The organism is Pseudobacter sp. (assembly GCF_051955275.1).
Lineage (GTDB): Bacteria > Bacteroidota > Bacteroidia > Chitinophagales > Chitinophagaceae > Pseudobacter.
Window position 1 is genome coordinate 21,515 of the sequence record NZ_JBQCGW010000200.1, and the last position, 13,196, is coordinate 34,710.

Annotated in this window: 11 protein-coding genes; 1 reads left to right on the forward strand and 10 read right to left on the reverse strand. The window is 47.6% G+C overall.

Features of this window, described 5'->3' with window-relative positions; all coding sequences use genetic code 11:
• Positions 1-299: 299 nt before the first annotated feature.
• Together ACTHMC_RS17470 and ACTHMC_RS17475 are read right to left on the reverse strand one after the other, a co-directional pair.
• Complete coding sequence (locus ACTHMC_RS17470; RefSeq protein ID WP_440414971.1) at positions 300-995, reverse strand: TIGR00730 family Rossman fold protein; 696 nt, start codon at positions 993-995, stop codon at positions 300-302.
• A gap of 109 nt (positions 996-1,104) precedes the next feature.
• Positions 1,105-2,562, reverse strand: coding sequence for a sodium:solute symporter (locus ACTHMC_RS17475; RefSeq protein WP_440414973.1), 1,458 nt, complete (start codon positions 2,560-2,562; stop codon positions 1,105-1,107).
• Between the two features lie 129 nt (positions 2,563-2,691).
• Here ACTHMC_RS17475 and ACTHMC_RS17480 point away from each other — a divergent pair, with 129 nt between their 5' ends.
• Entirely contained in the window at positions 2,692-3,231 is a 540-nt protein-coding gene (locus tag ACTHMC_RS17480; RefSeq protein ID WP_440414975.1) for a TIGR00730 family Rossman fold protein, read from the forward strand.
• 44 nt (positions 3,232-3,275) lie between these two features.
• Here ACTHMC_RS17480 and ACTHMC_RS17485 read toward each other — a convergent pair whose 3' ends face one another.
• The 8 genes from ACTHMC_RS17485 to ACTHMC_RS17520 all read right to left on the reverse strand — a co-directional run.
• Entirely contained in the window at positions 3,276-3,857 is a 582-nt protein-coding gene (locus ACTHMC_RS17485) for a hypothetical protein (RefSeq protein WP_440414977.1), read from the reverse strand.
• Positions 3,858-3,890: 33 nt separating this feature from the next.
• The gene (locus ACTHMC_RS17490; RefSeq protein WP_440414979.1) at positions 3,891-5,300 is read right to left on the reverse strand and encodes an FAD-binding oxidoreductase; all 1,410 of its coding nucleotides are present in this window, start codon (positions 5,298-5,300) and stop codon (positions 3,891-3,893) included.
• A 706-nt stretch (positions 5,301-6,006) separates the two neighbouring features.
• Complete coding sequence (locus tag ACTHMC_RS17495) at positions 6,007-7,611, reverse strand: hypothetical protein (protein ID WP_440414981.1); 1,605 nt, start codon at positions 7,609-7,611, stop codon at positions 6,007-6,009.
• 136 nt (positions 7,612-7,747) lie between these two features.
• Positions 7,748-8,959 (reverse strand): acyltransferase family protein, encoded by a 1,212-nt coding sequence (locus ACTHMC_RS17500; protein ID WP_440414983.1) that lies wholly within the window; start codon positions 8,957-8,959, stop codon positions 7,748-7,750.
• Between the two features lie 12 nt (positions 8,960-8,971).
• Positions 8,972-9,718: a TolC family protein gene (locus ACTHMC_RS17505; protein ID WP_440414985.1), complete on the reverse strand. Its 747-nt coding sequence runs from the start codon at positions 9,716-9,718 to the stop codon at positions 8,972-8,974.
• A gap of 2 nt (positions 9,719-9,720) precedes the next feature.
• Positions 9,721-11,235, reverse strand: coding sequence for an O-antigen ligase family protein (locus tag ACTHMC_RS17510; RefSeq protein WP_440414987.1), 1,515 nt, complete (start codon positions 11,233-11,235; stop codon positions 9,721-9,723).
• Positions 11,236-11,346: 111 nt separating this feature from the next.
• Positions 11,347-12,513, reverse strand: a complete 1,167-nt coding sequence (locus ACTHMC_RS17515; protein ID WP_440414989.1) for an acyltransferase family protein — start codon at positions 12,511-12,513, stop codon at positions 11,347-11,349.
• Positions 12,514-12,538: 25 nt separating this feature from the next.
• On the reverse strand, positions 12,539-13,196 hold a 658-nt coding region (locus ACTHMC_RS17520), incomplete at its 5' end, for a CpsD/CapB family tyrosine-protein kinase (RefSeq protein WP_440414990.1).

Sequence of the window (13,196 nt, forward strand, 5' to 3'; positions counted from 1 at the left end):
AGCAGCTGTTCAGTCCGCAACTTCAGCAGGCTAACCTCCGCCTTTCATCAGCGTATATGCCTGAAACTCCTGCCCCATCAGGGTGTCATCAGCACGGACATATGGAAATGGCAGCCTTCAAAACATACGATCCTCCAGCTCATCATTACACCAAAGCCCCAACATACCCCACCAAAGCCCCATTAAAAAACAGAAAGGTGTGGGTATGTTTTGCAGCGGTCATTTTCATATGCCCGTGCAAAAAAGCCCTGAAAAAGGGAGTACAAAATATCACGCTTCAACACCTGGCAAAACAAGACTCAGAAGTTCGGCTGCAACGGATGCTTCTTATAAAACTCCAACACATGCTGCACAACTTCGTCGGGTGTGTTGGCAATAATGAGGAGATCCAAATCTTCCGGTGATATATTCGAGTGCTTCAGCATAGTGTCCTGCATCCAGGCAACAAGCCCGCTCCAGTAATCTGCGCCTACCAGTATCAACGGCACCTGCAGCATCTTGCCGGTCTGAATAAGGGTGATCACTTCAAAGAATTCATCCATGGTGCCGAAGCCGCCGGGCATCATTACAAAGCCCTGGGAATACTTGGTGAACATCACTTTTCTGACAAAGAAATAATCGAAATCCAGGTTGGCATCGCGGTCGATGAAAGGGTTGGAATGTTGCTCGAAAGGCAGGTCGATATTAAGGCCTACTGATTTGCCGGCTCCGAGCTGAGCACCTTTATTGGCAGCTTCCATGATACCAGGGCCGCCGCCGGAGATGATGCCGAAACCTTCTTCGGCCAGGCGTTTGGAGATGGCCACTGTGAGCTCATAATAGGGGTGCCCGGGTTGTGTGCGGGCTGAACCGAAAACGGAGATGCAAGGTCCGATCTTCGCAAGTGCTTCAAAGCCATCAACAAACTCCGCCATGATCTTGAAGATCTGCCAGCTGCTATGTGCCTTGCTTTCTGACCACCTGCGTTGCTTACTCTTACGAATCGTATCATTCATATGGTGCGTTTAGGGGTGAACACTGAAGACAAGGAATGCCATCCTTTGTCTCCTTTGCAGGAGCATAGAGGGATGGCATTCTACCATGTTAAACGCAGGTATCCGCTATTTAGTTTATGGTCAGGCGCTCTTTTTTTGAGATCATCATCAATCCGATAAAAGTAAGGCCGCCATTGATGATGAGCAGCTCCAGGCCTATCTCGAAATCGCCGAAGATCGACTTCTGGAATACATCGATCACCAGGCAGAGCAGCGGGGCAACGATACAGACGATGGGCGCCAGGTGGTCCCTCACCACACGTTTGGTAAGGATACCAAAGCTGAAGAGACCAAGAAGCGGACCGTAGGTATAGGCCGCGATCTTCAGGATCACGCCGATCATGCTGTTGTTGTTGATCCAGTTGAATACCATCACAAAAAGCAGGAAGATGACGGCAAAGATCAGGTGGGTACGCTGACGGATCTTTTTCTTCTCAGCTTCGGTCCAGTCTTCCCTTCTCTGCATGCCGAGGATATCGATACAGAAGCTGGAAGTGAGCGCCGTGATAGCGCCATCTGCGCTTGGAAAGAGGGCCGAGATCAGTGCGATGATGAATACAACGGAGATCAGCGGCGTCATATGGTTCAGTGCAACGGCAGGGAATAATTTATCGCCTGTGGCGGCAATATTTTCCTGAGCAGCATACAGGTGCAGCAATCCGCCAAGCACCAAAAAGAGCCCTATCACTACGAACATGATAATGGAAAGCGTAACCACATTCTTCTGTGCGTCCTTGAGGGTTTTAACGGAGATATTCTTCTGCATCATTTCCTGATCCATACCGGTCATGGTGATGGTGATGAATGCGCCCGCCAATATCTGTTTCAGGAAGAAGAGTTTGCTGTCGGGATCGGTGAAGAATATTTTTGAGTAACCCTGTTCGCCCATGGCATTGAGACTCTGACCAAGGCTCATGTCCATTTTATTGAGAATGTAGATCACGCACACTACCAGCCCTATGAGCATACAGGTGGTTTGCAATGTATCCGTGTACACGATCGTTTTCACACCACCTTCATAGGTGTATACCAGGATCATGATGAGAATGATCAGGGTGGTGGCCCAGAAAGGCACGTTGAAGCTGGAGAGGATGGTATCCTGCAGGATCTTCACTACCAGGTAAAGGCGGGCCGTGGCGCCGAGCGTACGGCTGAGAATGAAGAAAGAGGCTCCTGTTTTGTACGATTTGAATCCGAGCCTTGTGCTCAGGTAATTGTAAATGGAGGTGAGATTAAGCCTGTAATACAGCGGCAGCAAAACAAATGCGATTACCAGGTAACCGATGAAATAACCGATCATGATCTGGAAGTACGCAAAGGATTCTTTCCCTACTGCGCCGGGCACGCTCACAAAGGTAACGCCGCTCAGCGAGGTACCGATCATACCGAATGCCACCAGCATCCAGTTGGAGTTACGGTTACCGATAAAGAAAGATTCATTGTTAGAGTTACGGGATGTGAACCAGGCTACGGCAAGCAATAGTATGAAATAGCCTATCACGAATGAGAACAGCATTGAAGCCGACATAAGCGTAAAATATTAATAGTGATATTCTACAAGTTGAGCGCACAGTAAGGTAATAAAATTGTCTCCATAATTGTGGACAATCCACTTACCTTAGCGTCGATTCCAGGAAAACTGGAATAACATTTCCATATGAAAATTGAATCTGTAGCGGTCTTCTGCGGATCTAAGCCCGGACTCCACCCCATTTATGCCCAACACGCGGCAGAACTAGGAAAATTCATTGCCATCCTCGGCCTCAAGCTCGTTTATGGCGGCGGCAACCGCGGCCTGATGGGTACCGTTGCCAATGCAGTACTGATGAACGAAGGCAAGGTAATGGGCGTGATGCCCAAGATCCTGGTTGACTGGGAGCAACAACATGAGTCGCTCTCAGAACTGGCCATCGTACCTGATATGCACTCCCGCAAGAAGATGATGTATGATCTCTGCGATGCAGCCATCATTCTTCCCGGAGGTTTCGGCACACTCGACGAGCTTTTTGAGATGGTGACCTGGAACCAGCTCAAGATCCACGATAAAAAGATCTACATCCTCAACTCCAATGGGTTCTATAAACACCTCCTGGGCCATCTCAAACAAATGGAAAAAGATGGATTCCTTTATGAAGGAGTTGCCGAGAGGATCATCGTATGCGAAACTCCCGTTGAACTTTTTAATAAGATAGGATAATACAGAAGCCCTGATCCACTCAGGGCTTCCGTTATAATGACGTATCAGAATCCGACATTGTACCCGAAATTGTAGAAGGCCCTGTTCTGGTAAGGAGAGCGCTCATTCTGCAACAGATCGTACTGAACCATCACAATGAAGGAACCCCTGCCACCTGTAGGGATCACTGCACCCGCGCCGCCAAGCAGCGAAGGCACGATCTGACCATCCAGTTTCAGCTGTGTATTGTCAGGGTATTTTATCTTACCCCATACATAGTTGGCTTCCGGCTGCAATTGCAGCAACAGGTATTCTATCGGGTATACACGACCGAAAATATTCAACCCGGCATTGCCGTAGTTCTCTTTATAATCGGCTCCCACATTATACCTGCGCTTGAAACTGGAGTAAAGGAAATTCACACCGGCGCCTGCAGCCAGGTACCTGTTGAAACGGTATCCCACTTGCGGAGACACATTCACCAAAGTATAATCGCCGAAGCTGAGACCGAAATTCCCGCCAAAGAAAAGATTCTCTTTGTTGAAACCTCCTTTAGGTTGTTCCTGCTCTACCGGTTCCCGCTGTGCCTGAACCGCGAGTGCGCCAAACAATAAAAAGGCAGCCAGTGCAAATTGCTTCATTGCCATATTGATGTAGTTGAGTGTTGGCCGGTTACTGAATTACAGGTCGAAGATCTTTCCTGCATTCAGGATATTATTCGGATCGAATGTTTTTTTGATGCCACGCATGATCTGCAGTTGCGTTTCATTGAACACGATATCGATATAATTTTTCTGGATCAGACCGATGCCATGCTCTCCGCTGATAGTACCACCAAGTTTATGCACCAGTGCAAACAATGCTTTGATACCTGCAATCAGTTGCGGATCATCGGCGCTGTTGGCCACGCCATCTTTTTTGATACGGATATGCAGGTTACCATCGCCGGCATGTCCGTAACATACTGCGCGGAACCCATACTCTTTTCCGAGTGCCTTCACACCCCGGATCAGTGCGGGCAGTTCCGCTCTTGGAACCACCGTATCTTCTTCCACTGTGTAGCCGTCTATCTTCACGGCTTCAGCCGTTCTGCGACGCAGCTTCCAGAGCTCTGCTTTCTGCTGGGCATCGTCCGCAAAGTAAACCTCGCCTGCCTCATATTCTGTTAACAGGGTGCTAATTGCCTCCATCTCCACCATCAGGGTATCCAGGTGATTGCCATCCACTTCAATGATGAGGTGTGCGGCCGTTCCTTCCGTAACAGGCACAACGGAGCTGTCAACAAATTTGCTCACTATCTGAAGGGCGTCTATCTCCACCAGTTCCAGTGCGCTGGGCGTAAAGCCTGCGCGGAAGATGGCGCTCACCGCTTCGCCGGCCTTTTCAAGGGAATTGAAAGGCACCAGCATCAGCAGGTCGTATTTGGGATGAGGGATCAGTTTCAGCACAATTTTGGTAACTATACCAAGTGTACCTTCACTGCCCACCACCAGTTGTGTAAGGTTATAGCCGGTTGAATTCTTGAGTACATTGGCACCCGTCCAGATGATCTCGCCTGTTGGCAGAACCACTTCCAGATTGATCACATAATCCTTCACCACACCGTATTTAACGGCCTTGGGGCCGCCACTGTTCTCGGCAATATTTCCGCCGATGAAACAGGATCCGCGGCTGCTGGGATCAGGAGGATAGAAAAGTCCTTTTTCTTTCACTGCATTCTGCAATACTTCGGTGATCACACCGGGTTCGGTGACCACCTGGAGATTCCTCTCATCGATATTGAGAATGGAGTTCATGCGGTCAGTGGAGATGAGCACGCCGCCGAGGTTGGGGAGTGCGCCGCCACTGAGGCCGGTACCTGCACCGCGAGGGGTAACAGGGATACGGTCTTTGTTACAGATCTTCATTACAGCAGCAATCTCTTCTGCTGTTCTGGGCCTTAGCACTACTTCCGGGGGGAAGAGAAGGTGCTCCGTTTCATCATGCCCGTAATTGTTGAGTGATTCCTCATCCAGTAACACATAAGCGTCTCCAACGATCTGCCGGAAAGCATCGATATGCACTGCACTCAGGGTTCCTTTAGTTGCCACAGTCTCCATGATTTTTTCCTGGGGTGGTTAAGTTTGGTTGTTAGATTATTAAAACGGTTTCCAAAAATCGGGGAAAACCGGCATTAATCGGCAAAATATTATTTAAAAACTGCAAAAACACGGGTTTTTGTTCCTTCTGGCGAGGTGTCATGCTCGCAACGGCTGTAAAACATACCTGAACTGTAGAATGAGGATGGGCGGCAATTTGGCGTGATCGGGCTTTAGTATTCCGGGTCAGCTTCTTCGCTTATGTTTAGAAGGCCGTCGCCCGCATACCCGCTCGCCTAAGCAGTGTGATAAGGCCGCAGAAAAACGCATTGTAATTTTTCATCACCCTTTTTTCCGCAAAGCCGTTGTAACATACAATTTCCTACAAACACCAGTTCCCAACTCCTCATCACAACGCTCATTTCCTGTCAGTCACCTTTCCAATTTCTCATTTTTTCCCCTCCTGCCAGCAAAAACACTCACTAAATTACCACATTCAAAACAGTCGGGGGCAGATTCTCCCCTATACCGGTAAAATTTGGAAAATGTTCAATGAGCATCCCCTTCTACCGGAAGAAGTAGAATGGCATAGATCCGCTCCAAAAGGGAGCCAAAAACGATCATGAAAAGGTTGATAACAGGTAAGAAAGGAAGATCGGAACTAGCCAACAGCATTTACTCCGCATTGCTGCACCTTCGGAGGCCGGGCCGGCGAATTTTATGGTGCCATCTCAGTAGAGTCCGGACTGATAATTATGATTTCCGGATCCGTTGGATTGAACAACAACCTCTCGTGCTCATACCTGCTCAGCAGTGAATCCACATACTGTGTTTCAGGTTCTGCGTTCATGCTGTTCACTTCGGGATAGATGATAATGCGGCCACCCCGGCTGAGATGATTATTGAGCATGGAGTCAACACCTGGCCTGAGATGTTGCTGGGCGGGCACTTCCGTTACATCCGCCTTTGTGAAGTATTCAACAAAGTCTTTGAGGATCCAGCCCTGCTGAAGTAATACCACATCATTCTCCCTGATGATCTTCTGAACAGGTTTCACTTTGAGATAATACCAGTCGTGGTCCGGGTCCTGCAGCCAACGTATGCTGCCAAAATAGTTTATGATGAAAAGTGTGAGACTTAACGCGATTCCCGCCGTTATGGCCCTGATCTTTGGAAATCCTGTAACAGAAAGGGTTCCCAGCAGCAGGAGCCAGAACAGGATGGTCTGGAAGATCCAGAACTCAAGGATCTCCGGCATCCAGATGCAGAAGAATGCGGAGTATACGGCGCCGCAAACAACCAGTGGTGGAACCACGGTGGGCCATTTTGATTGTACTGATTTGTAACTACGGAAAAAGCGGACAATAAGCACTGTTGTTGCGATGGCCAGCAAAACGGTGAGTACTGTCAGGAAGATAGCGGTACCCTGACTGATATGCTGGGCCAGGAAGATCTCATCATGGAGTGAATGTGCTGCTCGCAGCTTATCGAAATAGCTGTCGATACCAGGAAGTCTGAATACAAAATGACCTCCAATAAATGCATGTGAGAAACCGGTGAATACATGCGAGGGGGTATTAACGCCTGGCCACTGCCAGTAATCCTGGTGTGTGGTGTATCCGCGGATCCATTCAACCCACTGTTCCATCGAATCCTGGCTGGCCACTACCCACCCCATAAGGAAATAAGCGCCGCCCACCAGTATCACACCCATGATCGCATAGGTAGCTAAAGCTGGTAAAAAAGCCAGTTGTTTGCGCCTTGTGAAAAGTATCCAGAGGATCACAATGGCAAAGAGGATATGCAGCTGATGATAGAGGATGGCCAGGCAATGCAGCAGGCTTACTTTCCATACATCTTTCTTATTGAAATCAGGTGAAGCGAGAATATATAATGAAGCCAGCAGGAACATCATGGCTGGCGCATATACTTCAATGTTAGTACTGTAGAACCACATACCGTAAGAGAAAGCGATCACTGATGAGAACACAATGGAGGGCCAGGGCTTCCAGTTGAATCTCCAGCGGAAGAAGCTGTATATGATGGCCATGCTGATACTGCCGCAGACAGCTGTAAAAGATTCCACGAGATAAAAATCGCGAATGCCGGGGAATATAGCGTTGGTGATATGTAACCAGTAATAAGCTGAATAGTGGTACAAAAGGTGATGCGGATGACTCAGGTGCTCTCCTCCTTTAATGACCCCGTTGAGGTAATTAATGGAATCACGTGGCCCCGATAAATTAGCGGCCAGGGTCAGAAGGAAAAACAATAGAGATCCGGCAAATACAAGTAGCTGCTCCGGAATTTTCGGATGCTTCATCATTACTTAGTTTCGTGAACTCAACTCACAATTTCTTCAGGGGCTGGTTGTATCACTAACAACTACTATATTCAAGCCATGTAAAAACCAAGGCATAGAACATTGGTTATAGAGGGTGCCTGCAAGTTAATAAGCATTATTTAGTAATAAAAGCAAATCGGTCTTTTAATTGCAGGAACCACTTCTCAAAAAGATGATAAGAAGCAATGCTGATGACCAGGGAAAGGGGCAATGCAATGATCACCTGCGCAAAGGCCGTAGTGAGCATACGCTGATCCAGTCCGAGTTTCAGCACTATCTTGGTGGATATGTAGATCGCTAATAAATGCAAACAGTATAATCCGTAAGTATAAGTACCTAATCTTGAGATCAGCTTCCATCTGCCCACCTTGAAAAAGCTGTTGACAGCAAAATTCTGTTCCAGTATGATCAGTCCGAAGAAAAATCCGATCACCAGTCTCTCAAAAATAATGGGCATGCCTGCAGGAAAAATATAGCTTTTGAAAAGGCTCAGCAATACTGCCCCGGTATAGATCAACGCTATTACGGGTTTCCGCATATTGGTTACCCATCCCAGGAATTTATTGGGGAAGGAACAGAGCCAGGCGAGTAGTCCGCCCAATGCCATATCGCCAATCACAGAGAAAGTGTGAAAGTATCTTACCGCATAGTCATGATCGTTATCTCCAGTATAAAAACTGCGGAATATCAATGAGCCTGCCATGATCAGAATAAATACATACTTATAGAATTTCATCGGTACAAGGCGCAGGATCAGCGGCCAGGTAAGATAGAATTGTTCTTCCACTGCTACGGACCATAACACAGATACCAGCACAGCTTCAGGGTGAAGCGGCCAGATACGCATGTATTCGAAATTGGCGGCAAAGATCACGTAGTACCATTCATTCACTCTTTCCGTATATACTTCTCCGGCCATTTGCTTCAGCATGGGGAAGAGCAAAAATGCAATACCCAGGCAGAGATAATACAGCGGCCAGATACGCAGGATCCTTCTTACATAAAAATTTCCTACGTGTATAGTGCCGGTGAGCTCACGCTCGCGGATGAGCAGGTAAGTGATCAGGAAACCACTCAGAACAAAAAAGAAATTCACACCGAGTGAACCGTATTGGAAAAGAAAACGGATCCCTTCGGAAGCACCTGGATTAGTGGCGTTGATGTATGGGTATACAGTCATATACCAATGGAAAAGGAACACTATAAAAAATGAAAGGAACCTTAATCCATCCAGGTTTGGAAAGAAGATCCGGGCTTTGGCCTGGGGTGGCGCCAGCGCAGGCTCAGCGGCCGCGGCAGAGGCAATGGCAGGTATAGACTGACTCATAAGGCTTACGGTTTATCTTCTGGGAAGTACATCATCAATGCTCACACCGATCAGCAGCTCCAGCTCATATTTAGAAACATTGAAATTGCGTTGTGCTTCAGCTTTTGAGATGAGCTGGTTGTAATAACCAACTTCAATTTTTTTGAAAGCTTCGGCAGTGATGGTGCCATCTGCGAAATCTTTTTCAGAGAGCTTATACTCTGTGTACTCTCCCTGGGTTATGCGGGTATTGAGATCAAACTTCTCTTTATGCATCAGGTAATCTTCATAACGGGTAAGCACATCCCTGCGGATGATGCGGTAACGCTCATTCTTTTCAGCTTCTGCAATATATACCTGCTGACGTGCAACCTTTACTTCATTACTGCGGGAAGTGAAAAAATCGAATGGCAGTGTGAGGCTGAAGTTGTACCTTGGAAAGAAAAGTCCACCGTTGAGCCCGGTTGGATTATTGGGGTTATTGCCGGAGCTTCCGAATTCCTTGATGGAAAGCTCGTTCAGGTTACCCTGTGCAGAGAAGGCGCTGAGCCAGTTTCCTTTAGCCCTGCTGAGGTTGCGGTCTGCAATGATCACCTTTCTGTCGGCAATCTCATAGTTGGGGTTCTGCAATGCAAGCTGAACCAGCCTTTCCCTGATATCAACCTGCTTTACAGTATCCAGGTTGGAATGATAGGTGGAGGCATTCCGGCCGCTCGGAGTTTGTGCGATGGCATTCATCGCGGCCAGCATAAAAACGGTGGCTATAATTGATTTCATCATGATCAGTTTTTTTCTGCGATTTGAGGTTGATAAGCATTTTCATCGTACTGGGGCATTTTCACTAACAGTGCCAGTACGGAATAAAAGTAAAGCACACTGGGATATTGACCAACGGCCAGCTGGGAATACTGCGCCACCATGAGCGTAAAGATGGAAACAAAATGGCAAACCAGCAAGGTCTTTAGCTCCGGATCCCGCAACCGGTAGTAACTTTTAATGCCCGTTCGCATAAGAGCGTAATAAAAGATCAGCAGCAAAGCCAGTCCTATCGGGCCCTGTTCCATCATAGTTTGCATGAATCCACTGTCCGGCGGGATCATACTCATCGGGTGGCCCGGATGGTAAAGCTGACCCATATTTCCGGAAGAATTTAATCCTCCCCCGATCGGATGCGTATAAGCATAAGGCTGTACAATGGCCCTGTTCAGGTCCCTGGCCATGGCTGAAGGGTCCTTCGATCCCTCGAAGGTGGAACGGAGCCTGTTGATGATCATATTATTGTAGATCGGGGCTACCAGCAGGCCAATGATCATCACTGCAAACACGCCGGAGAAGATAAGGGTCTTTTTCTCATACAGGTTCAGCACCACATAGAACACCATACCGGCTACAATCATCATGGTTCCCGTTCTGGTACCGGTATAACTGCTTGCCATAAAATGGATGGCGGTAAGGATCCAGTAAAGTACTTTCTCCCATGTTTTAGTGGAGCGCAACGCCAGCACCAGCACCATCACACAGGAGCAGGAATAAAGGATGCCTGCGGCAGCAGGGTCAGACAATAAACCAAAACGCCTGATGAATCCGAAGTTCACAAAGAGCGCATATCTTTTTTCATCAGCCATCAGCCAGATCTCTTCGTAACGCGCAAAGCCAAACCATTGCTGCTGGCAGGCGAAGAGCGCATTGAAAGTACTCAGCCCCACCCAGAACCAGGTGAACTGTTTAATGGCTTTCCTGGAATTCAGGAGACAATAACTGATATAGAAGAAGGCTACAAAGCTGACCTGTTTTCTGAAGAAATTGAACCATCCCAGTATACTCCTGCCAGAGGGATTGGCCAGCTGGATAATGTAGTAAAATACCAGCACCAGCATCCAGACCATGATGGCATTTTTCCAGAACCTGGCATTCATCTCGCTGCGGAATTGCTGCTTGGTAAGTACGCCCAGCATGGCCAGGTATGCCAGGTATTCCGGGATAAGCCCCGTTGGAATCGGAAGTGCTGAGTTACTCAGCCTTGCCGGCAACATCATGAACAGGGTGGTAATGTATGCTGCATAAAAGCCGAAGAGCGGATATACGATGCAAAGACCACAAAGCAGCAGCACACCCAGCAAACCTACTATCAGCACACTCAGCTTCACATCCACCACCACGGTCACATAGCTCATGAGCATAGCAACCAGTCCAAGTATTGCAAAGCCCAACGGAGTGTTCAGCTTCTTTGTTACCAGGTGGTAGCGCAGGGTATCTGTCAACGCGCCTTTCGTTCTATTGAACAGGTTCTTTTCCATCGTATCAGTCGAACAGGAATTTTACGAACATGCCAAGGCAGAACACTATGGCGAACAGGGTACTGATCAGTTCAAATGTCTTGTAAGGATTTTGATTCTCCTTTTCCATGATCATTTATTTATATTTTCTTTCGGCACAACTACTTCCCGTGTAAAATACTGCTGTGATTCTTTAGGCTTTTTTTTGCCGCCATCCTCATCTTTCAATGTAAAGAGCCAGGAGAAGCCCAGCTTCCTCGATACGTTGAACATGATGATGGGAATGATAACCCCCAGCGGCCAGATGGTGAACTGCAGCAATGGTATATTGGTGATGTGCAGGTAGTTCACAAACAGGATCCGCAGACCGGCCGTTATCATCAGGTGCGCCACATAAATGTAGAGCGCATGATAACCGATCACCCGCAGGAACCGCAGCACATTGAAACGCTGAAGCATGAATGCCAGGTGGATCATGAACAGGCCACCGATGATGGCCGAAAAGAAAAAGATATCCTGACGCTGGTGCTGCACATAAAAATCAAATTCTTCCGGATGGGCCAGGTTGAGGGTGGTACAATACCACTCCACCGCAGCAAAAACGGGAAGGATGATCAAGGTGGTTTTCCAGGAAGACAACCACTTGTGATGTTTTTCATCCAGCACTATATTATGCAGGTTATCACCTACGGCAAAGAAGAGATAATAGAAAGTTACACCGCTGAGAAATCCGATCTCGATATTCATCTTGTGGCAATAGGTGGCAATGCCGTAGAATACAAGACCCACTATCAATTGCTGCCTGGAGGTGAATTTCAGGTACCAGGTGAGCAATGCATAGATCAGGCTCACAAAGAACAGAGCATTGAGATACCAGAACTGCTCCAGCTTACGCGGGTCGAGAATAAGGTTGAGATAATCGAACGGTGTCCGGTTGGCATTCACCCCGGCTCCTGCAAAGATCAGCTGAAGCGTGATCTGAATGCTGCCCCAGAGGAGAAGCGGATACATCACCGTTTTGAACTTTGCATTGACGAAATCACCGATCCCTTTCTTGTAAAGGGTTATGGCAAAGAATGCACCGGCGATCATAAAGAACAGGGGCATACGGAATCCCATGGTAAATACATCCACGATACGGATGTTGGGATAGCTGTAAGATCCTACACCCACGTTGGCAATTCCCTCGAAAGTATGCCTGTAAACCGGCATCATGATACAGATGCCTTTGGCATAATCCATCCATGGGTTCCGGGAACGGCCCAGGATCTTGTCAGCATTGAAAAGAGTATTGATCACTTAGAACAGGTTTATGGATTAACAATTACAACTCCATGTTATCAGGCTCAACATTATTCAGAACCGTTCCAATAAATTTCCCATCTGTGCTTTTAAGATAATCTATAGAGTCTTTATCAGTTTGCTTAAGTACGGATTTAGCATCAAACACTGCGATGATGGCCTGCACATAGCGGGCAAGCTCTTTACTGTCTGCATGCTCGTTCAGCGAAGCGCCTTCTATGAAAACATAATCGTAGCGCTCAGACACCTTTCCGATATTATCGAAGAGATTGTTTTTTGGAAGAACTTCCGAGGGTGTATAGTTTCCTTCCGTGCAACCGATCACATCGGTATTGGGAATTGATGTCATGCTGGTAATGCCAAGGAAACGCTCTACGGCGCCTTCTTTATCGCCTACACTGAACTGAGTGAGTGCAGGTTTGGCTTCAAACATTTTGGTAAGTGAGTTATTGCTGAAGTTGGCGTCTATCAGCAATACCTTTTTGCGTGTGAGGCTCAGGCTGTGAGCCAGTGCTTCAATCACGGTGGTTTTACCCTGCCCCGCCTGCGTACTGGTAACCAGGAAGATCTTTTTACCGGACCTTTCCAGTTCATAACGCAGCTTGCGCAGGTTCTCCACAAACAGGTTATCATCATCCTTCCGGTTAGGCTCTCCATCAAAAATGAGATGATCTTTCAAT